Source organism: Hyphomonas sp., assembly GCF_037969335.1.
GTDB lineage: Bacteria > Pseudomonadota > Alphaproteobacteria > Caulobacterales > Hyphomonadaceae > Hyphomonas.
The window spans coordinates 36,061-56,469 of record NZ_JBBKXE010000006.1 but is presented as its reverse complement, the minus strand read 5'-3'; the positions used below and the strand labels follow the sequence as shown (position 1 = coordinate 56,469).

17 protein-coding genes, 1 tRNA gene and 1 pseudogene are annotated in these 20,409 nt (G+C 60.2%); 17 read left to right on the top strand and 2 right to left on the bottom strand.

Annotation, left to right across the window (positions count from 1 at the left end):
- The 7 genes from AADA04_RS00500 to AADA04_RS00470 form a co-directional block, all read left to right on the top strand.
- Nucleotides 1-568: polyprenyl synthetase family protein (locus tag AADA04_RS00500; protein WP_340691265.1), on the top strand; the 568-nt coding region annotated here is incomplete at its 5' end.
- Between the two features lie 75 nt (nucleotides 569-643).
- Nucleotides 644-2,566 carry a 1-deoxy-D-xylulose-5-phosphate synthase gene (gene dxs / locus AADA04_RS00495; RefSeq protein ID WP_340691264.1) on the top strand — a complete coding sequence of 641 codons (1,923 nt, stop codon included), beginning with the start codon at nucleotides 644-646 and terminating at the stop codon, nucleotides 2,564-2,566.
- 61 nt (nucleotides 2,567-2,627) lie between these two features.
- Nucleotides 2,628-3,224: a hypothetical protein gene (locus tag AADA04_RS00490; protein ID WP_340691263.1), complete on the top strand. Its 597-nt coding sequence runs from the start codon at nucleotides 2,628-2,630 to the stop codon at nucleotides 3,222-3,224.
- Between the two features lie 119 nt (nucleotides 3,225-3,343).
- A complete protein-coding gene (locus tag AADA04_RS00485; RefSeq protein WP_340691262.1) occupies nucleotides 3,344-4,003 on the top strand; it encodes a hypothetical protein in 660 nt (219 codons plus the stop codon).
- 154 nt (nucleotides 4,004-4,157) lie between these two features.
- Nucleotides 4,158-5,909 carry a class I adenylate-forming enzyme family protein gene (locus AADA04_RS00480; RefSeq protein ID WP_340691261.1) on the top strand — a complete coding sequence of 584 codons (1,752 nt, stop codon included), beginning with the start codon at nucleotides 4,158-4,160 and terminating at the stop codon, nucleotides 5,907-5,909.
- Complete coding sequence (locus AADA04_RS00475) at nucleotides 5,906-6,568, top strand: DUF938 domain-containing protein (RefSeq protein ID WP_340691260.1); 663 nt, start codon at nucleotides 5,906-5,908, stop codon at nucleotides 6,566-6,568. The genes AADA04_RS00480 and AADA04_RS00475 overlap by 4 nt, the downstream gene beginning before the upstream one ends.
- A 468-nt stretch (nucleotides 6,569-7,036) precedes the next feature.
- Nucleotides 7,037-7,954 (top strand): HAD family acid phosphatase, encoded by a 918-nt coding sequence (locus AADA04_RS00470; RefSeq protein WP_340691259.1) that lies wholly within the window; start codon nucleotides 7,037-7,039, stop codon nucleotides 7,952-7,954.
- Here AADA04_RS00470 and metG read toward each other — a convergent pair.
- Entirely contained in the window at nucleotides 7,951-9,681 is a 1,731-nt protein-coding gene (gene metG / locus AADA04_RS00465) for a methionine--tRNA ligase (protein ID WP_340691258.1), read from the bottom strand. The two genes, AADA04_RS00470 and metG, sit on opposite strands and share 4 nt — an antisense overlap.
- A 117-nt stretch (nucleotides 9,682-9,798) precedes the next feature.
- Between metG and AADA04_RS00460 the strand changes: the two genes are divergently transcribed.
- Nucleotides 9,799-10,209: a DUF1761 domain-containing protein gene (locus AADA04_RS00460; protein WP_340691257.1), complete on the top strand. Its 411-nt coding sequence runs from the start codon at nucleotides 9,799-9,801 to the stop codon at nucleotides 10,207-10,209.
- A gap of 109 nt (nucleotides 10,210-10,318) precedes the next feature.
- On the opposite strand, the gene AADA04_RS00455 is transcribed toward AADA04_RS00460, so the two are convergent.
- On the bottom strand, nucleotides 10,319-10,792 hold the full coding sequence (locus AADA04_RS00455) for a hypothetical protein (RefSeq protein WP_340691256.1): 474 nt from the start codon (nucleotides 10,790-10,792) through the stop codon (nucleotides 10,319-10,321).
- 207 nt (nucleotides 10,793-10,999) lie between these two features.
- Here AADA04_RS00455 and AADA04_RS00450 point away from each other — a divergent pair, with 207 nt between their 5' ends.
- From AADA04_RS00450 to AADA04_RS00410, 9 genes and pseudogenes are all read left to right on the top strand, one after another.
- Nucleotides 11,000-11,614, top strand: coding sequence for a GNAT family N-acetyltransferase (locus tag AADA04_RS00450; RefSeq protein WP_340691255.1), 615 nt, complete (start codon nucleotides 11,000-11,002; stop codon nucleotides 11,612-11,614).
- 64 nt (nucleotides 11,615-11,678) lie between these two features.
- Nucleotides 11,679-11,754 (top strand) — tRNA-Thr (locus tag AADA04_RS00445).
- 725 nt (nucleotides 11,755-12,479) lie between these two features.
- Nucleotides 12,480-14,204 (top strand): LuxR C-terminal-related transcriptional regulator, encoded by a 1,725-nt coding sequence (locus AADA04_RS00440; protein ID WP_340691254.1) that lies wholly within the window; start codon nucleotides 12,480-12,482, stop codon nucleotides 14,202-14,204.
- Between the two features lie 119 nt (nucleotides 14,205-14,323).
- Nucleotides 14,324-15,139, top strand: a complete 816-nt coding sequence (locus AADA04_RS00435) for a hypothetical protein (RefSeq protein WP_340691253.1) — start codon at nucleotides 14,324-14,326, stop codon at nucleotides 15,137-15,139.
- 63 nt (nucleotides 15,140-15,202) lie between these two features.
- Nucleotides 15,203-15,667: a hypothetical protein gene (locus AADA04_RS00430; protein WP_340691252.1), complete on the top strand. Its 465-nt coding sequence runs from the start codon at nucleotides 15,203-15,205 to the stop codon at nucleotides 15,665-15,667.
- A gap of 533 nt (nucleotides 15,668-16,200) precedes the next feature.
- Complete coding sequence (locus tag AADA04_RS00425; protein ID WP_340691251.1) at nucleotides 16,201-17,328, top strand: iron-containing alcohol dehydrogenase; 1,128 nt, start codon at nucleotides 16,201-16,203, stop codon at nucleotides 17,326-17,328.
- A gap of 113 nt (nucleotides 17,329-17,441) precedes the next feature.
- Nucleotides 17,442-18,893 carry an NAD-dependent succinate-semialdehyde dehydrogenase gene (locus AADA04_RS00420; protein WP_340691250.1) on the top strand — a complete coding sequence of 484 codons (1,452 nt, stop codon included), beginning with the start codon at nucleotides 17,442-17,444 and terminating at the stop codon, nucleotides 18,891-18,893.
- Between the two features lie 189 nt (nucleotides 18,894-19,082).
- Nucleotides 19,083-19,865, top strand: a complete 783-nt coding sequence (locus tag AADA04_RS00415) for a GntR family transcriptional regulator (protein ID WP_340691249.1) — start codon at nucleotides 19,083-19,085, stop codon at nucleotides 19,863-19,865.
- Between the two features lie 166 nt (nucleotides 19,866-20,031).
- A pseudogene (locus AADA04_RS00410) lies at nucleotides 20,032-20,400 on the top strand (alcohol dehydrogenase catalytic domain-containing protein); the annotation flags it as partial.
- Nucleotides 20,401-20,409: the final 9 nt, after the last annotated feature.

Here is a 20,409-nt window from a genome sequence, read left to right as displayed (position 1 = left end):
CGAATCGACGGCAGTTCTGGCGGGCGACGCGCTGCTGACTCTGGCCTTCAAGATACTGGCCTCCAGCGAAACACATGACGACGCGACGGTCCGGACCATGCTGATCGAGCGGCTGGCAGATGCGGCGGGTGCGCGCGGCATGGTCGGCGGCCAGATGATCGACATGCTGGAAGAGGACAGTCCCCGCGACCTCAACACGATCACCCGGATGCAGCGCCTGAAGACCGGTGCGCTGATTTCCTACGCAACCGAAGCGGCCGGCATTATCGGCGGTGCCCGTGAACCCGAGCGCAATGCGCTCGCCGGGTTCTCGAATGACCTTGGCCTGGCCTACCAGATCGCCGATGACCTGCTCGATGCAACGGGCAACGAAAAAGAGGTCGGCAAGCCGCTGCGAACCGACGAAATCGCTGGAAAAGCGAACTTTGTGACCCTTTTGGGCATTGATGGTGCCCGTCAGCGTGTGCGGCTTCTCGCCGCTCAGGCGAAGGAACATCTCGCTATATTTCGTGATCGCGCCGATATTTTACTGCAATCGGTTGATTTTGTATTGGATAGAACCCGTTAAATAGGGCGAGTCATAATATAACCCCAAATGGGCTGTCTCTCGGCAGTCAGCGAATATTCAAGGGTCCATGGATAGATGACCAAACTTAGCCCGAACCGGCTCCTCGATGCGATCAATTCGCCCGACGACCTGAAAGGGCGGTCGCGCGCCGAATTGAAACAGATTGCGCAGGAAGTGCGCGAGGAAGTCATCGATGTCGTGTCGGTGACCGGCGGGCATCTCGGTTCCGGCCTGGGCGTGGTTGAGCTGACCGTGGCGATCCATGCCGTGTTTGACGCGCCTGCCGACAAGCTGATCCTCGATGTCGGCCACCAGTGCTATCCGCACAAGATTCTCACCGGACGCCGGGACCAGATGCGCACCCTTCGCCAGGGGGGCGGCCTGTCCGGCTTCACCAAGCGCGACGAGAGCGAATACGATCCATTCGGCGCGGCGCATGCGGCGACTTCCATTTCGGCGGGCTTCGGCTTTGCCAAGGCACGTGACCTGCAGGGCAAGGACAACAATGTCATCTGCGTCATCGGTGACGGCGCGATGACCGCCGGCATGGCCTATGAGGCAATGAACAATGCCGGCGCCGACAAGTCGCGCCTGATCGTCATCCTCAACGATAACGACATGTCGATTGCACCGCCTGTCGGCGCGATGAGCAATTACTTGTCCAAGCTTGTCTCCTCGCGGCCCTATCGTGGCCTGCGCCGGATCGCCAAGAAAGTTGTCAGCCCGATTGGCCTGGAATCGCCAGCGCGGCGCGCCGAGGAATACCTTCGCGGCTTCGCCATGGGCGGCACCCTGTTCGAGGAACTGGGCTTCTACTATATCGGCCCGATTGACGGCCACGATCTCGATACGCTGATCCCGATCCTCGAGAACGTGAAAGCGATGCGTGAAGGCCCGATCCTGATCCATGCGGTCACCCAGAAGGGCAAGGGCTATGCCCACGCGGAGAATTCCGCTGACAAGTATCACGGCGTATCGAAATTTTCGGTCATCACCGGCGAGCAGGCCAAGGCCAAACCGTCTGCGCCGGCCTATCAGAAGGTCTTCGGGCAAACGCTCGTGAAGCTGGCCGAGACGGACGACAAGATCTGCACGATCACCGCCGCCATGCCATCAGGTACGAGTACGGATGTTTTCGAGAAGGTTTTCCCGGACCGCAGTTTCGATGTCGGTATCGCCGAACAGCATGCGGTGACCTTCGCGGCGGGCCTCGCGGCCGATGGCATGCGCCCCTTCGCGGCGATCTACTCGACCTTCCTCCAGCGCGGCTATGATCAGGTCGTGCATGACGTGGCAATCCAGCGCCTGCCGGTGCGTTTTGCGATCGACCGCGCCGGTCTCGTCGGTGCCGACGGCCCGACCCATGCCGGCAGTTTCGACATCGGTTTCCTTGGCGCCCTGCCGGGCATGATCTGCATGGCCGCCGCCGACGAGTGCGAACTCGCGCGCATGGTCGTGACGGCTGCGCAAATCGACGATGGGCCGAGCGCCTTCCGCTATCCGCGCGGCGAGGGCACGGGCGCGGTCATTCCCGAATTGCTGCTGCCGCTCGAAATCGGCAAGGGCCGCATCCTGCGCGAGGGCACGACAATCGCGCTCCTCTCCTATGGCACACGCCTGCAGGAGGCGCTGAAGGCCGCCGAGATGCTGTCGGCGCAAGGCCTGTCCGTGACGGTCGCCGATGCGCGCTTTGCCAAACCGCTTGATACCGACCTCGTCGAACGCCTCGCCCGGGACCATGAAGTGCTGATCACGCTGGAAGAAGGCGCGACCGGTGGCTTCGGCAGTTTCGTGCTGGAGCATCTCGCCAAGGTTGGCGCGCTCGACCGGGGCCTCAAAATACGCCCGATGACGCTGCCGGACGTGTTCCAGAACCAGGATACACCGCAGGCCATGTACGAAGAGGCGTGCCTCACCGCCCGGCACATCGCGGCGCGTGCGATCGAGGCACTCGGGCGCGGTGACATTGCCGAAATCGACCGGCTCGCCCGCGCATGACGGAAATGCAATTTGTCCGGCGAGTCTGGCCGGTAGTAGTGTCCGTCGCATGATGTCCAGAATGATTCCCTTGTGCGCGCTGATGCTCGTCGCATTGCTCGCGGCCTGCGCCACAGGGCCTGCAGGCATGGGGCCAGCCTTCCAAACAGCCATGTCCGATGCGCGGTCCGATACCAATCCCTACGCCGCAGACGCGACCTTGTCCGAACTCTTGTCGAACGCGAGCCTGTCCGATGACCAGCGGGCGCGGGTGCTGTATGCGCGCGGCAGCCTGCGCCGCCAGGCGGGCGACAATCGCCGCGGTGCCGTCGAGGATTTCGAGGCGATGCTGAAACTGGCGCCCAATCATCCGCTGGTGCCGAATGCCAAGGAAGAACTGGCATTCGCCCGGACAGATGTCGAGACCATCGAAGCTGGCCTTAAGCGCATGCTGAGCCTGACCCAATGGTTCGACAGCATGTGGGTCCTGGGCGAGCGTGACGTGCCGGTGGCGCGCTATCGCAAGTCCGGCCTCAGCCCGAACGAGGCCGAGATCGTCAAGCTGGCAGCAGCCGGATTTGTCTGCCGGGATGCAGGTGGCAAAACGCCGGTCTACACGCTGGGCGACATGCGGCCTGACCTTGAGAGCCTGCATTGGTGCTCCGGGCCGGGTGCCTGAACACCGGATCGACCGAAGGAAACACACTTTCTCCACAAATCCGCCCTGCCTGCGCACTTCTTCCCCGGCTAGTGAAGTTCACCGCCTGCCCAAACCAGAATCCTGATGGAGCCAAACAGATGATCCGTATTTCCCTCTTCGCCGCCGCGTCGGCGCTCATGCTGGCGGCCTGCGCCTCAGCGCCTGAAACTGGCAAGGTTCCCGGAGGCAGCGATGCCGCGATTGCCACGACCGCCCCGGAATCGGCTTTTGAACTGGCAATGCAGACGGTTGAAGGGCTCGTTGAGGGCGGCAACACACAGGCCGCGAACGACCGCCTGACCCAGCTGCTTGGCAGCCCGGCCTTGAGCAAGGACGAGTATGCCGAGGCGTTGTTCCGGCGCGGTGAGCTCCGCTTTGGCCCGGGTGGCTACGACGCGCTGGGCGCGGTCGAGGACTTTCAGGAAATTGTCGATTCCTATGGCGATTCCGCCTGGTACACGGCAGCGATGCCGATGCTCGATTCGGCCCGCAGCAAGGTGACCACGTTCGAAACCCAGCTGACCCAACCGGAAACGAGCAAGCTCCAGAAATTCAATTTCCTCATGGAACTGGGCCTGCATGAAGATGCCATCGACCTGATGATCGCCAATGACCTGTCGCCCGACAATGAAGCGCTGATCGCCATGTATGACATCGGCTACCTGTGTGAAGGCGAAGAACTGACAGGGCGAGCCTATGACGCTGTGGAACGCGACGGCACCGTGCGACAATTGCGGTTCTGCGATTTCGGGAAATAGGTTTTCTGCGACATCGTGCCTCAAAATGCCCCGTTGCCATGGCTCCGGGGCATTTTTTTGTCCGGAAATGCAGGTTTCCGCACTAAGGGTACTGTTATCCCCGGATCGGGCGTGGTTTCTGTGGATCAGAACAGAAAACACCGGAGGATACTGAATGCCCGCTGACACCGCTGCGCCGACATGGCCCGTCATCTCCATTGCTGATGCCAATGCTGCCCTTGCTGGCCCCGGTTCACCGCTGGAACTGGTGGACGGTGAAATCAATGGCGTGAAGATGAAACTTTATGCCAACGCGCCGCCGACCATCCGGTCGATCCTGGAAATGGCGGCCGCGACCTGGCCCGAGCGCGATTACATCGTCTACGAAGACGAGCGCGTGACGTACAAGGCCTTGATGCTCGCCGTCCAGAACTTTGCCGCCGTGCTGCGAGACACTTACGGCATCAAGAAGGGCGACCGCGTTGCGATCATCATGCGCAACTATCCACAATGGCCTGTGGCCTTCTTTGCGGCCTCAAGCCTGGGCGCCATTGCGACGCCGATGAATTCCTGGTGGACGGGTGAAGAACTGGAATACGGCCTGTCATTCGCCGGTGTGAAGCTGGCGGTTGTCGATCCTCAGATATTCGAGCGCATGCGCGACCATTTGAAAGACCTGCCGGACCTCGAACATATCGTCATCGCCCGGGATAAAGGCGAGGAGCACAACGACCCGCGTATCGCCAGCCTCGAACAATATATTGGTGAGGCGAACAGCTGGGCCAATCTGAAAGAAATCGGCCTGCCGGATGTGACGCTGCTGCCGGACGACGATGCCACGATCATGTACACGTCGGGCACGACCGGGAAGCCGAAAGGCGCACTTGCGTCGCACCGCGCCGTGATCTCCAACATGTTCAATTCGTCGACCTGTCAGGCGCGCATGTTGCTGCGCCGCGGTGAAGCGATCCCCGAGCCGGATCCGGATGTGCAGGGCGGTACGCTTCTGGCCATTCCGTTCTTCCATGCCACGGGCGCCTTTGCGATCCTGATCCCGTCGCTGATGCGCGGCGACAAGATTGTTTCCATGTACAAGTGGGATGCGGGCGAAGCCTTGCCGATCATCGAACGGGAAAAGCTCACCTCCGTTGGCGGGGTGCCGGCGATTGCCTGGCAGCTGCTGGAACATCCGGACCGGGACAAATATGACCTGTCGACGATCAAGGCGATTTCCTATGGCGGCGCCCCGTCGGCGCCGGAGCTCGTGTCGACGATCAAGAAGCGGTTCCCGGATGCAGCCCCTGGCAATGGCTGGGGCATGACGGAAACCTGCGCCACGGCCACGCTGAATATCGGCGAAGATTATGTGAACCGGCCCAACAGCGCCGGTGCGCCGCCGAATGCGGTGGAACTCAAGATCTGCGACCCGGACGGCAAGTCCCTGCCGCAGGGCGAAGTCGGCGAATTGTGGTGCAAGAGCCCATCCAACTGCAAGCGCTACTGGAACCGGCCCGAGGCGACCGCCGAAACCTTCCGCGATGGCTGGGTGGTTACGGGTGACCTTGCGCGTATTGACGAGGAAGGTTTCCTCTTCCTGGTCGACCGGGCCAAGGACATGCTGATCCGTGGCGGCGAGAACATCTATTGTATCGAAGTCGAGAGCGCCCTTTACGATCATCCGGCTGTGATGGATGCGGCCGTTGTCGGCATTCCGCACAAGATCATGGGCGAAGAGGTTGGCGCCGTGGTTCAGCTGAAGCCTGGCAAGACCGTGTCGCAGGACGAGCTGCGTGCGCACGTGGCAGACCTTCTTGCCGCGTTCAAGGTGCCGGTCGAGATCCAGTTCCAGGATGATCCGCTGCCGCGCAATGCGAACGGCAAGATACTGAAGCCGGAACTTCGGGCCCGGTTCACGGCCCGCGCATGAGCGACACGCCCGCCAAGCCAGTCGCGCTGGAAGCCCGCGAGACTGGCGAGGACGGGCGGCGCTTTTCGCCTTCGGTCGCGCGCAACCGCGAACCGATACGCGACGTGTTCGCGTCGCATGTTGCGCGTGACGGCCGGGTCCTTGAGATCGCGTCCGGCACGGGCGAGCATGGCGCCTTCCTGACGGAGGCCTTGCCCGGCCTCGACTGGACCTATTCCGATATCGATCAGGTCGGCCTTGATAGCCAGCAGGCTTGGCGGGCCGCCAGCGGGCATGACCGCCTGCACGGACCGCTGGTCCTCGACGCGAGCCTCCCTGACTGGGGTGAGGCGGAAGCCGCCCGGCCATGGAATGCGGTCGTGTCGATGAACATGGTGCACATCGCGCCCTTCGCGGTGGCTGAGGGCCTCTTCGCGGGGGCAGGGCGGATGATGGATACGGGGGGCAAGCTGTTCCTGTACGGGCCTTTTGCCCGCAAGGGGATCATCGCCCCGTCGAATGCGGCGTTCCGCGAAAACCTGAAGCGCCGCAACCCGGACTGGGGTGTGCGCGACCTTGATCTCGAACTGCTGCCGCTCGCGTCTCTGGCGGGGCTTGTCTTGCAGAGCGTCGTTGAAATGCCGGCCAACAATCTGGCCGTCGTGTTCGAGCGGAGCTGAGAAAAAGGGGAGAGGCGCGCCTCTTTCCCACACGCGCACCACGGAACGGCCCGTACCGACAACAGCGCACAGGAAATATGCGCCTGTCTTTCTGACCGTTACCCAAATGCGCGCATACTAGGCCCATCGTTGCTTCACTAAGGCCCGACCGGCGCCGGTCGGTCGGGGAAGTGGCGGGATCGGGCGGCGCTGTATCGGAACTGTCGACGGGCAGGAATGTTGGGCGCATGGCGGCATCGGGCAGAAACAAACGGGTACACCCAAACTGTCATAACCAGACCATAAAATCCGATCGCGCGGGCGGCGCTGGCCTGGCAGCCAGCCAACGCCAATAGCCATAGCCATACGCTCGGGCCATTGCATCCGCCCGCGCCACCTTCGCCGCCGCACCCCACGGGCCGCCCGATGGGGATGTCGGCGCAGGAAGTTGGAGTGGACTTTTCCGGATGATTGTCTGAAATAGGCGGCATGAAACAGATCATGAGCCTTGCCTTCGTGGCGTTGCTGGCGGCCTGCCAGACAGCGCCTGTTAAAGCCCCCGTAGCGGATAGCCCGATCGAGGTGCCGCAAGCGGAAAGCGTCGTCGATGCACCCGCTCCGACACCTGCCGCCCAATGGCTGCACGGCTCAGCCGAGGCTAGCGTGACGATGCGCCAGACCTGGGCAAGCATTGCCGGCTATGTCGAAGCGACAGCCGCTAGCGCGCCAGCCCATGGCGTTGTGCTCGCGGCGGACAGCAGCCCCGGCGAGCCGTCATTCCTCGCCTGCGAAGGCAAGCCGCTGGCGGCGGTGTTCGACGCGGACGAGACCCTGATCTGGAACCTCGGCGCGACGGGCTATTTCATGCGCACCGGAACCAGCTTCGATCCTGCCATCTGGGATAATTGGGAGAAGACAGGTGCCGGCAAGGCCGTGCCTATTCCTGGCGCGCTGGCGGGGCTTGACCGCATCCGCGCGGCGGGTGTGACGGTGATCGTGAATACGAACCGCGAGGCCGTGAATGCGGTTGGGACAGCGGAGACATTGCGTGCCGCAGGAATTGGCGACTTCTCCCATGGCGAAACCCTGTTCTTGCGCGGTGATGCGCCTGACGGGTCCGGCAAGGATGGCCGCCGCGCCATGATCTCGGAAAATTATTGCGTGATCGCGCTCGTCGGCGACCAGTTGGGCGATATTGCCGACCCGTTCAATGACAAGGCATTGAGCGTGGCTGAACGCCGGGAATTGACCGAGGCGCCCGCTGTCGCCAGCCTCTGGGGCAATGGCTGGTTCGTCCTGCCAAACCCGCTCTACGGGCCGTCGATCCGGGGCAGCATTGATGACGTGTTCCCGCCGGCAACGCACTGGGAGCCGACACTGCCTGCTGAAACGCCGACGATCAATTAGGCCTGGTTTCCGCCACCGAACTGTTCGGTCCACGCCGCCACCTGCTCGTCCTCGATCTTCTGGAACAGCACGTCTGGCGGCGTAATCGCCAGGCCGGTCGGCAGGGCGTTCAGCACGGCTTCCGGGATTCGGAAGTTGAAGTTCCAGTGTTCCTGCGGAATGCCCAGCGCATCGAGAATCTTCGCGCCCGTTTCCGGAATGATCGGCAGGCACAGGATGCCGAACAGCGCCGCCAGGTTCAGGCCCGTGCGCACGCCGACAGCCGCCGCATCGACGTCCGACTTGTACTTCACCCATGGCTCGGCCTTGGTCAGGTATTCATTGCCGGCGGCCCAGATCGCGCGCGTCTCGGCAGCCGCCTTGCGGAACTCCATGGCCTCGTAATAGTCGATCAGGCGCGGCAGGCGCTCGGCCAGTTCGGCCGTGATCCATGCCTCGGCCTCGCCCGGCTCGCCGCCATCGGGCACCTTGCCGTCGAACTTGGCGACGCAATATTTGGTGATCCGGTTGACGAAATTTCCGAGCACGTTGGCGAGGTCTGAATTGACCGCCGCCTGGAAGCCTTCCCATGTAAAGGCCGCGTCGGAACCTTCCGGCGAATTGGCGATCAGGTACCAGCGCCAGTAATCAGCCGGCAGCAGGTCCAGCGCCTGGTCCATGAACACGCCGCGCTTGTTGCTGGTCGAGAACTTGCCGCCATACCAGGTGACCCAGTTGAACGCCTTCAGCTTGTCGACCGTCTTCCACGGCTCGCCGCTGCCCAGCAGCGTGACCGGGAAACTCACCGTGTGGAAGGCGACATTGTCCTTGCCCATGAACTGGACATACTCGGTCTCGTCGGCGCCCTTGTCCGTGCGCCAGAGGGCTTCCCAGTCACCGCCGGTGGCTGCAGCCCATTCCTGGGTCGCCGCGATATAGCCGATTGGTGCATCGAACCAGACATAGAACACCTTGTTCTCGTAGCCGGGCCGCACTTTGCCGTCGGTCCCGATCACTTCCACGCCCCATGACAGGTCGCGCGTGATCGCGCGGGCGATCAGGCCCTCGTCGAGCCACTTGTTGGCGATGGACACCGCGAGGCTCGGCCAGTTGGCACCTTTCTTGTTCACCCAGGCGCGGATTTCGTCCTGCGACTTCTCCTGCAGCAGGTAGAGATGGTTGGTATCGCGGATCTCGATATTCTTGCTGCCAGAGACCGAGGAATAGGGATCGATCAGGTCGACCGGGTCGAGCAGGCGCCCGCAATTGTCGCACTGGTCGCCGCGCGCCTTCTCGAACCCGCAATGCGGGCACGTGCCCTCAACATAGCGGTCGGGCAGGAAGCGGCCATCATCGACCGAATAGACCTGTTGGCTGGTGCGCTCCTCGATCAGGCCGCGCGCCTCGAGCGCCTGCGCGAAATGCTGGGTCAAGGCATGGTTGGCAGGCCGCGACGAGCGCCCGAACCAGTCGAAGGACAGGTTGAAGCCTTCGCCCGCCTTGCGCTGGATGGCGTATTGTTCGTCGCAATATTGCTGGACCGGGATCTGCATTGACTGCGCCGCCAGTTCGGCCGGCGTGCCGTGCTCGTCGGTGGCGCAGATATAGGTCACGTCATGGCCGAGCAGGCGCATGGTGCGCGCATAGACGTCGGCGGGCAGCATTGAGCCGGCCAGGTTTCCGAGGTGCTTGATGCCGTTGATATAGGGCAGGGCGTACGTAATCAGGATGCGCCGGGGTCGCGTCATGGGCGTGTTTTCTTTCCGCTTAGGGCGTTTTGAGGCAATATTCGGGTCGGCTGCCCGCTGGAACGGGACTTTTAAGCGGGCTGAGCCGGAAAAGAAAGAAACTTGGGAGGATTTAACATGCCAAGACTCAGTGGAGTGAACCTGCTGGGTGTCCTGCTGGCCGCCATTGTCATGTTCTTCGTCGGATTCGTCTTCTACGGAATGCTGTTTTCAGGCCATTGGATGGCCGCCCGCGGCTATACGGCGGATATCGCGGCAGACGCCAATCCGGCCTGGATGGCTGGCGGTTTCCTGATCGAACTGGTGCTGGCCTTCGGGCTCGGCTGGGTGCTGAAGCTCAAGGGCGCCAAGGGCCTTGCCGCCTGCGTATCGACAGCCCTGATGCTGGCCGTGGTCGTGGCCTTCCCGATCCTGGCCTATGATTTTGTCTGCGGCTTCTATCATTACCTGCCGGGCCTGTTGGTCGACTGGGGCCATGTCCTCGTGTCGCTCGGCCTTGCCGGGGCGGTCCTGTCCTTCTTCGACTAGGCATCCGGAGCAAAGAAAAGCCCCGGACGGCCATTGGGGCCTTCCGGGGCAGTGCGGTGGACAAAGGGGAGCGGTGACACCCCTTCGGTCCAGCCAAGGGAAGCAGGAATTACAGGCCGTAACCGGGTTCGGCCGTCAGCACGACGTCAACGCGGCGGGCCAGCGGGGCCTTTGCGCGCATCGGCATGGTGGCATCGACCTTCGGGGTGATGTCCATGTGGACGTCCGGCGCACGGATGCCGCGGGCACTGAAGGCGTCGAGCACAGCGGTTGCGCGCGCTTCGGACAGGGCGGCGAGGTCCTCATCGGCATGCGCCTCTTCCGACACGACATCGGCATTGATCTTGGTCACGGCGCAGCCCGCAAGGCGGTCGCTGGCCGCGTTCACGGCGCGCATCGAGTAGGATGACAGCATGGTTTCGTAAGCCGAGAAATAGACCGATACAGTCACGTCCTCACAGGCTTTTTCGTGGGTAATCTGGGCGGGCCCCGTTGGGGGCGGCGGTGGCACTTGGCCAAAGGCAGGGGCCTGCATCACGGCCGCGACAGTCAGGCCGGCAAGGGCGATCATCGAGCGTTTCATGGCGTGTTCCTTCTTGCATATACAATTGTTGATACTGGACCTACGCATGAATTGGGGCCGAAAGGTGCAAGCCGCGTGGCGAATGGGGCGGTTGCAAGGTGATTGCGAGAATTCGTGTCCAGCGGCCCCCGGCAGGCGGAACATGAAATATCCGTGAGACTGCAATCCTGCCTTTGTTTCTCCATGTTGCAGTGCAACATATGGGGCATGGACAACCGAGCCATCTATACGAGCCTCAAGACGGGCAAGCGCATCTACCTGAGGCCGATCCGGCCACAGGACGGCCTGCGCATACGCGAAAGCATCGCCAACCTGTCGGACCAGTCGCGCTATTACCGCTTCTTCTCTGGCATGAAAAAGGTGCCCGAATCGGTGCTGGAGCGCCTCCTGGCGGTCGATGGCGTCCACCATCTCGCCTGGGGTGCGCTGGACCTGTCCGAACACGACCTGCCGGCCATCGGGGTCGTCCGGGTGATTCGCGATCCGAAAACCGGCGTCGCGGAACTGGCGATTGCCACACTCGACGCGTTTCACAATACCGGGCTGGCGCGAATCCTGATGGCGACCATTGCATCAGACTGCCTGGCGGCGGGGATTCACACGCTTGAAGCCAATGTGCTTTCGGAGAACAAGAAAGCCCGCAGCCTGTTCAGGGCGCTGGGCGGCACATGCACGCAAACAGACGGCGCCTATATGGTGTTTACCTTCGATGTTGCCGTGATGGACCGGTTGCTGAGATCGATGGAGAGTCTCGACGGCGTCAGCGATGTGTTCGCGGCGTTCGACCGGTTTGGCGCGTACCAGCCCCGGCTGGCTGGCTAACCAACGCGACTGGAAACCCCACTTGCGCCCCGGCGCCGATCGAAGTAGTGACACCCCTCCAGCCGCCGGTTTAGCTCAGCTGGTAGAGCATCTGATTTGTAATCAGAGGGTCGGGAGTTCGAGTCTCTCAACCGGCACCACTGGAAACAAGGCATTAGGCCTCGTTTAGCAAGAATCCCGACATCGAACTGGCGCGCAATTGGTGCGCGACTTGGCACAAAAAGGTCGATCGCTGCTGTCGTCTTCGTGAGGTATGCAGGATCGAATGGCGCATAGATATCGGTCGTCGAGTAATCCGGCGCTTTGTGGCCGAGCTGGGCCGCAACGTCCCAAGCGGGAACACTTTGCTTCCTGAGCCATCGGGCGACGGTGTGCCTGAACGAGTACGTCTGGACATTACCCATCAGACCGGAAGCCGTGCGTGTGGTTGCCCAGCTGCTCTTCACGCTCTCAACGGCTGATCCGTCATACAGGATCAAACCCTCCGTTCCGGACGCCAATATGCGGGCCAGCATCCTGTCTCGTGCCCATGACCCCTCTGGCCGAAAGGCCAGTGGGACGCATGCGGCGCGGCCCCAGCCGGCGAGCCCCCGCAGCGCGCGTGATCCCGGCAGGGGGCACGCGTGACCGGAGACGAGCCGGGCCGGTCGCATCAACTGGACACGCTTCAGCGCTCTGGTCTCCCGGACAGCCCCGCGACAGCGGGCTGGGGCAGGGCGATGCCAACGCGTCTGCGAGAGGGGGGCGTCCTGCCTTTCGCCCATGTGGGCAAAATGAGATCGTGGCGGCGTGGTCCAAGAGCAGACACGCCGCGCGCGTGCGATTGCATTATGGCGGAGACGGGCTGCAATGATACACACGCAATATGATGTCACACGCAAACGCGCAAAACGGCAGTGCCGAAACCGAGTTGATCAAGCTTGTCTATACGCTGGCGGTCGAACCTGAGCGGCTGCATCTGATGTTGCAATTGCTCAATGATGCCGTGTCGCCGGTCTTTGACCACGACACCGTTCAGGGCGGCGATCATTTCTTCGAAGACCTGCAGGTCCATTTCGACAATGCCCTCGACATGCTGCAGCGCCGGGAGGCGAATGAGCCGAACAGGTCAATTGCGCGCAAGCTGGTCGACCTCGATACACAGCCTTCGCTTTTGATCGATCGAACGGGGAAGATTCTCAGGTCCAACACGCCTGCGACTGAGCGGCTGAACGCTGTTGAAGGCCAGTTCCTGAACCTCGAACTCTTTTCACGCCATGACGGCGCCAAATTCATGCAGGACCTCAAAACCATCAATAGCCGGTCAGCCAGTCGTTTCATCAGCGTCTATGAGTTTCTTGGACAGGATGGTGACACGCCCTGGAAGATGGTGCTGTCAAAGGCCGTCGATACGGACGGCCAGTCCGTCGCCCATCTGGCAAGCCTCAAGACGCGCTGGCAATCGCATACCGGGGCGGGATTTTCCGACGCCTTCAAGCTCACCCCGGTCGAGCAGGTGATTGTCCAGGCGGTCGTCGAAGGTCAGTCACTGAATGATCTCGCGCGCTCGCGCGGTCGTTCCATCGGCACGGTCCGCAATCAGATGAAGCGACTGCTCGCAAAGCTTGGCCTGAAATCACAAACCGAACTGATCTGCCTCTATGCCGGGTTTGCCCAGATCGCCGTGATGCCATCGGGCCTGAATACGCCGATTGTCCCGCCGGTGCGCCAGGATACCAGCGCGCACCTGTTCAAGCGGCGCAACGGCTCGCCGCTTGAGGTCGAGTTCTTTGGGGCCGCGAATGGCAAGCCAGTCCTGTTTTTCCATCCGTTCATGGGCGGGACGCTGCTCTCTGAGCAGCAACGCGAACTGATCACCGCGCGAAACCTGCGCTTCATCATGCCGCTTCTACCCGGCTATAAGGGGACGACGGACCCCGACCCGAGTCCGGACCGGGTGACCCGGTATGCCGAAGACCTCTGCAATGTGCTCGATGACCTGCACATCAGGCGTTGTCCCGCAATCGGCGTGAACACGAGCTATCTCTATGCGCTCGCGCTGGCTATGGCTTCGCCGGAAAGACTGACCCAGATCGTGGTCGCGAACGCTGCCGTGCCGCTCAAATCCTCTCGGCAGTTTCGTCAGGTCAGCATCCAGCAACGCATTCCCTATCTGGTCTCGAAGCACGTTCCGGCCTTGCTCAAATTCTATGTCAGGTCAGTCCAGGCCAAGCTGGATGCCGGCTATGACGAGGAATATATTACGCATTATTATGAGGATAGTCCGATTGACCAGGCGACGGTGCTCTCACCTGAAATCCGTAGCCTCGCACGCCTGTCCATCGTACGCGCCTTCCAGAATGGTCACGAAACACCAGTCCAACACCTGCGCACCGAAGTGTCCGATTGGGATCGCTACCTGGACGCGGTGACGCTGCCCATCTGCTTGCTGAACGGGGACCAGGACACCGAATACAGTCACAATATGGTATCCCAGTCGGTGGCCGGCTTTCCGAACATCATGTGTGAGCAAGTCGCCGATGCCGGGGCCTTGCTCTGGTACCAGCAGCCCGATGACGTCCTGAAGCGCATTGTCCACCTGCCGGGCTGACATGACGCCGCAGACCTCGCGCAGGCCAAATTTCAGCCTGTGTACCATATGGGACATTCAATTTCGGCGAGGCGCAGCGACAACACGCGTCAGTCAAACCGATAAGGGATGTTCACGACATGAGACACGCAATCACGTTCACGACCGGCTCTGCCTTGATCGCGGCTTTGTGCCTGGCCAATACAGCGCAGGCCCAGAGCTTGTCCGGATTCAAGGATCGCCTGAAGCAGAAAGCCGTAGAGGAGGTTGTCGAGGCCGTTGATGGCAAGGGTGCCGGCGCGCCGACCCAGGCCCCGGCGGTCGCCAGTGCCGGTCCGGCAGCCACCGCCACCGCATCGTCTGGAAAGCCGGACGCCAACCTGATCGCGATGACCAAATGCGCCAGCGTCAAGCCGGTCAATATCGTGATTGGCAATGTCGGCGATTATACATTCCAGAACGGGTTTTCGACGGAATCACGCTCCGGCCTGATCAATCGCAAATCCGCCACGCTGACAGATGGCTGCATCCTGCCATCCCTGGAATCGCGCCAGGTCGCTTACATGGAGGTCGACACCGACGCCTATGCCGCAATGGGCAGCTCCAATGACTGGGAAATGCAGTGCGTCAAGTCCGCCAATCCGGGCGCCGGCGCGGTCAGCCAGACCGAGGGAAAGACAGAATATCCCTACACGGTGAATTTCCTGACAGGCAAGGCGATGATGCTGCATTGCGGCAATTCCGAAGGCATTGATGAATGCGCTGAAGGCAGCAATAGCAGCCGTAGCGGCGCGTGGGACAAGCAGTTGAAAGCCCGCGGTATGACGATGCTCAGCGTGCACGGCAATACAAGCACGCTCGCTCCGGCGGGCGGTGAAAATCTGTACTGCCAGTATTATAATGCGAAAACCCGCACCAGCCTGTTTGCGTTCGAATATATGCGCACACCCAATTAGGTATCCGGTTCCGCTGCGGGCACAATGCCCGCAGCTGGACACGCCAACTCAGGAAATGCTCCCATGATTGTCCGCTCCCTCTCAATGATGACCATCGCAATGTGCCTGTCGCTGTCTGCCCATGCGGCCCCGTCGATCAATGACATCTCGGGCTGCCAGGCCACGCTTGCCTTCATCGCCGAGAAGGCGAACAGCCTTGAAGCCAAATATGGCGCTACGGATGTCGAGACGGTCAGCGCGGCGCTCTCAACGTATGGCGCTTTCCTGCAGGCCGCGCATATGGCCCCCGGCCTGAGCGCCCTGAATGGCGGCGATGTGGCAAAGACAGATGCGATGCAGGTTCAGATCGATCAATACCAGAACACATTGAAGGATGCTCTGGCGAAGAAATACTCGCAACCGCGCCTGTTTTCAGACCATGCCGTCATGGTGAATAATTGCTACGCGATCGCGCCGATGGATGAGGGCCACACAGCCATGATGAAAACCGCGCTTGCAACGCTGATCGAGATGGCAAAGCAGGACTAATCCTGTCAATATGATCGTTGGCGCCTGCGCCGTCCGGCCGTGACACAGTGCTGCCGACGACTGTGGCTGGCGTGACGGCACGAGTGACAGTTCTCCAAAATGAACACGAAAGACTGGACGCCCTTCTGAAATCCAAAGTCAGTAACAAGGTGAGCGAGGAGCTCAGGCAGTCGTCGGAATTTTGTGCTGAGGCGATCAGTGTCGTTGTCAAATTCTCGCCAAACCTCGACATTGGACTTGGCCTCCTGTGGCGCGGGAAGTCCGTCTCGCTAGGAAGCCAAAGCTGAGCACTTCAGCGGCAAAGCCGTGGCGCAAAGCCGCATGACCGAATGGCGCGCAACTGGCGCGACTTTTTCGTCGCCTGGCGCCTGCTCGTGCGAGAAAAATGGCGAATGCGATTGTAATCTTGCCGCGTGGTTTCGCTCTCGTTTGAAGCCGCAGTTGTCGCGAAGAACGCATTATATGATTGCATTATATAACAAATGGGGCATTTTCCGGAACTGGTTACAATTCAAGACATAGGGAGATTGCCGATGGGTTTTTCATTCAAGACACCACCCGCCGTAATTTTTGAGAGCGGTGGCGCGTCACGCATCGGGCAGTTGATTGATGATCGGATGACTCGACCTGTCTTCGTAACGGACAAGGGGGTTATCTCGGCTGGTCTTGTCGGGGGCGCGCTTGAAAGCCTGCGAGAGTCGGGACGTGAGGTGCTCGTTTTCGAGGACGTCGCAGCAGATCCGCCTGCACAGATTATTCGGGATGCTGTTCGCATGGCGCGTGAACATGGGGCTGATGGTGTGATCGGATTCGGGGGCGGCTCGTCGCTTGATACGGCCAAACTTGTTGCCGTCCTTCTGAACAGCGATCAGTCACTTGAGGACGTCTACGGCGTTGACAAGGTGACCGGCCCACGTGCGCCACTTGTCCTGTTGCCGACGACATCCGGCACCGGCTCGGAAGTCACCAACATTTCCGTGGTTACGTCTGACGACATGCGCAAGATTGGCATTGTTGCCGACCAGCTTTTCGCTGATCTCGCGATCGTGGACGCGAGACTCACGCTTACCGCACCGCGCGGCGTCACTGCGGCAACAGGCATTGATGCAATGGTTCATGCAATCGAGGCCTATACGTCCAGATTGCGCCGCAACCCGGTTTCCTGTGCGCTGGCTCGCGAAGCATTGGGGTTGCTGTCCAATAACATCCTTCAAGCGTGCAACAGGCCTGATGACCTCAGCGCGCGTGAGGCGATGTCTATCGGAGCGACAATCGCAGGTCAGGCCTTCACGAATGCTCCGGTCGCAGCAGTTCATGCCATGGCCTATCCACTGGGTGCCTTGTTTCACGTTCCGCATGGAGTCTCCAATGCGCTGATGTTATCGCCCGTCCTGAGATTCAATGCGAAGGTCGCCGCTGACCAATATGCGGAGCTCGGGCCCGTGGTTGGTGTAAAGGCCGATGCCTCGGCATTTATCGATCGCATGGTCGAACTCTGCGAAGCGAGTGGCACGCCACTTCGGCTGACGGAGGTTGGCGTAAATCACAATGATCTGCCGAGAATGGCTCAGGACGCATCAGCCAATGAACGCCTGATGCAGAACAATCCACGGCCCGTCACCTATGATGATGCGTTGAAGCTCTATTCCGAGGTGCTTTAGGCACGCGATACAGACCGGGCAAGTATTGCCCAGAAGATCACAGAGAAATGGCGCGATGCAATGGCGGATGATTCGCGCCCATCGTTCATCCTGCCCAAACGAAAGTCCCGATCATGCTAGAAAGTACGACATCAGCGAAGTCGGTGCTCATGCAATCGCTTGCCGCCTCCAAAGGGGGACTCGAAGTTCGCAATCCGGCCGACGGAACCTTGCTTGCGAACGTTAAGGCTTATGATGCGGTTGAGGTCGAAACAGTCATCGCGCAAATGCACGCCGCTTGGCCTGCATGGAGTGGGTTGAGTGCGAAGGTCAGGTCAACCCGATTGAAAGCCTGGAATAACCTCATTCTCGATCACGCAGATGAGTTAGCTCAGATTGTAACGCTTGAATGCGGGAAACCGCTTGGCGAATCCATGGGGGAGGTCGTTTATGCAGCCTCCTTTGTTGAATGGTTTGCCGAGGAGGCCAGACGTGCCTATGGTGAGGTTATTCCAGCACATGTAGCTGACAAACGACTGCTGACAATCCGACAGCCAGTTGGTGTTTCGGCGGCGATAACGCCATGGAATTTTCCGCTCGCGATGATCACCCGCAAGGCCGGTCCAGCTCTGGCCGCAGGCTGCGCGATGATCGTCAAGCCGGCGGAAGCAACGCCGCTTTCCGCGCTCGCACTGGAGTATCTGGCGCATCAGGCAGGGATTCCGGCGGACATTTTCAGGGTGGTGCCTACCACTGATCCAGCGGCCATCGGCGATGTCTTCTGCAGAACACCCGAAATTCGAAAGCTGTCTTTTACGGGGTCGACCCGGATTGGAAAACTGCTGCTCGAAAAATGCGCCACAACGGTCAAGCGCGTCAGCATGGAGCTTGGCGGAAATGCGCCGTTCATTGTGTTTGATGATGCTGATATCGATGCCGCAGTGGAGGGGGCGATTGCTTCGAAGTTTCGGAATGCCGGTCAAACCTGTGTGTGTACCAATCGCCTTCTTGTGCAGGATGGAATTCATGACGCTTTTGTTGCCGCACTTGCGAGGCGCGTTTCCGGCCTGAAGGTTGGGCGGGGAGACGAAGCAGGCACGGATATTGGACCCATTATCAATCAAGCCGGCGTTGCAAAGGTCGACGCTCTCGTCACGCAAGCGGTTGCAATGGGGGCTGAGGTTCACGTTGGAGGAGGGCGCCACCCAGCGGGAGCTGCATTCTACGCCCCTACTGTCCTGTCAAAAGTCACGCCCGACATGGACATTTTCAGGACCGAGATATTTGGTCCGGTAGCGCCCATTTCCCGCTTTGCGACAGAAGACGAAGCTGTTCGGCTCGCCAATGATACGCCTTATGGTCTCGCCGCATATTTCTTCACGACCGACGCCATACGTATGTGGCGCGTCATGGAAAAACTCGAATATGGGATGGTTGGGGTCAATGATGGGTTGATTTCAACGGAAATTGCTCCGTTCGGAGGCGTCAAGGAGTCGGGAATTGGTCGGGAAGGTTCCCGACATGGTCTCGACGAATACATGGAGTGGAAATACGTTTCGCTCGGTGGGATCGGTGCAAAAAGCTGACCCGAGTCGGACGCCTCACCGAAAACGAGCCCCCTGCGCCCTTTGATTATTGTCTTTATGTCCTTACGTTATATGTATTATAGTAAGGTAATCTCAATTGGTAGTTGATATGGAGGGCGGCATTGCGCCGACCGTCGGCGCAAATTCTGGATGTACCGGTTCGCCAATCAGATACAGGAGCGGAAAATCGTGTTTAGCGATAAAGTCAACGAGCTTGACGAGGGGAAAACGGTTGTGGATCGCGACGCACCCATGCCGCTCTATCATCAGATTTATCTTCAGATCCGGGACGAAATACTGAGTGGCCAGAGACCGTATGGTAGCATTCTGCCGACCGAGCAGGACATGACCGAACTGTTCAGTGTATCGCGGATAACAGCACGGCGCGTTCTCAACGAACTCGCTCAGCACCACTTCGTCGAACGTCGCCGAAGACTTGGGACGAGAGTTATTTTCAAATCGCCAGCGAAGCCGATTGAAGGCAATATCAACCAGGCGCTGGACTCACTGATGGCGTTGGGCGCTGGCACGACAGTCAATGTCATGGAAGTGGTGGAGGAGGCGCCGAGCGCTGCTATCGCAGGCGCTTTGAGACTCGAAAAAGATGAGTCGGTTGTGCGCGCAATTCGTATTCGGTGCATGGATGGTCAGCCACTTGGCCACGTCGTTAGCTATGTTCCCAGCAGCCTCGCCGAACACATCACCGCGATCAATCTATCCAAGATGCCAATTCTCAAGGTTCTCGAGAATGCCGGATACAAGGCAGAGCGCGCCGAGCAGACAATCGGCGCAATTTTGGCTGATGCACGTTTGTCCGAAGCGTTGGAGCTTGAGCCTCGCGCCGCGTTGCTGCGCATCGGCCGGACAGTGTACGACAAGCATGAAAAGCCCTTTCTTGTCACGGTTGCGAACTACCGCGCCGACAAATTCAACATTCGCATTGAGCTTCAGGGGTCTGCACTCGAGGTCTGAGCGATAATGCCATGCCAGCATGGCCTCGAGCTTTCTGATTATATTTTGCTTCTTGGTGACACCCAGATTTAATTGTTATATAGATAGAACAAATAAAGCTGGATTCCGCTTCGCATGAGGTGGATAAGGTGAACTTGCCATTAGCATCGATGAATCGAGGAAATCAGTGAAAGCTTATCAGATTGGGTCGCAGACCGGAATTTCGTCCCTCAAGGCCGTCGACGTGCCTGAGCCGAAAGCGACGTCGGGAAACGTTATCGTGCGGGTGAAGCTGGTTTGCTTGAACCATCGTGATGTACGGATTGTTTGTGGAGAGTACGGACCTCTTCGCGACGAGAAACGTATTCCAAATTCCGAAGGTCTCGGACATGTCGTCGAATGTGGTCCGGACGTTTCGGGGTTCGCCAAGGGTGATCGGGTCATTGCGCCGCACTTCGTTTCGTGGAGCCGTGGTCCATTCTTCCAGTCAGTCTTCGCCCGCGACTTGGGTGTCACAGAAGACGGCTGGCTGGCTGAACTCATATCTATTCCAGCTGGCGCCCTT

Excerpts from the sequence above, each read along its gene's own strand:
- dxs (WP_340691264.1), top strand. The coding sequence starts at position 644 with ATGACCAAACTTAGCCCGAACCGGCTCCTCGATGCGATCAATTCGCCC.
- AADA04_RS00490 (WP_340691263.1), top strand. The coding sequence starts at position 2,628 with ATGATTCCCTTGTGCGCGCTGATGCTCGTCGCATTGCTCGCGGCCTGC.
- AADA04_RS00485 (WP_340691262.1), top strand. The coding sequence starts at position 3,344 with ATGATCCGTATTTCCCTCTTCGCCGCCGCGTCGGCGCTCATGCTGGCG.
- AADA04_RS00480 (WP_340691261.1), top strand. The coding sequence starts at position 4,158 with ATGCCCGCTGACACCGCTGCGCCGACATGGCCCGTCATCTCCATTGCT.
- AADA04_RS00475 (WP_340691260.1), top strand. The coding sequence starts at position 5,906 with ATGAGCGACACGCCCGCCAAGCCAGTCGCGCTGGAAGCCCGCGAGACT.
- AADA04_RS00470 (WP_340691259.1), top strand. The coding sequence starts at position 7,037 with ATGAAACAGATCATGAGCCTTGCCTTCGTGGCGTTGCTGGCGGCCTGC.
- metG (WP_340691258.1), bottom strand. The coding sequence starts at position 9,681 with ATGACGCGACCCCGGCGCATCCTGATTACGTACGCCCTGCCCTATATC.
- AADA04_RS00460 (WP_340691257.1), top strand. The coding sequence starts at position 9,799 with ATGCCAAGACTCAGTGGAGTGAACCTGCTGGGTGTCCTGCTGGCCGCC.
- AADA04_RS00455 (WP_340691256.1), bottom strand. The coding sequence starts at position 10,792 with ATGAAACGCTCGATGATCGCCCTTGCCGGCCTGACTGTCGCGGCCGTG.
- AADA04_RS00450 (WP_340691255.1), top strand. The coding sequence starts at position 11,000 with ATGGACAACCGAGCCATCTATACGAGCCTCAAGACGGGCAAGCGCATC.
- AADA04_RS00440 (WP_340691254.1), top strand. The coding sequence starts at position 12,480 with ATGATGTCACACGCAAACGCGCAAAACGGCAGTGCCGAAACCGAGTTG.
- AADA04_RS00435 (WP_340691253.1), top strand. The coding sequence starts at position 14,324 with ATGAGACACGCAATCACGTTCACGACCGGCTCTGCCTTGATCGCGGCT.
- AADA04_RS00430 (WP_340691252.1), top strand. The coding sequence starts at position 15,203 with ATGATTGTCCGCTCCCTCTCAATGATGACCATCGCAATGTGCCTGTCG.
- AADA04_RS00425 (WP_340691251.1), top strand. The coding sequence starts at position 16,201 with ATGGGTTTTTCATTCAAGACACCACCCGCCGTAATTTTTGAGAGCGGT.
- AADA04_RS00420 (WP_340691250.1), top strand. The coding sequence starts at position 17,442 with ATGCTAGAAAGTACGACATCAGCGAAGTCGGTGCTCATGCAATCGCTT.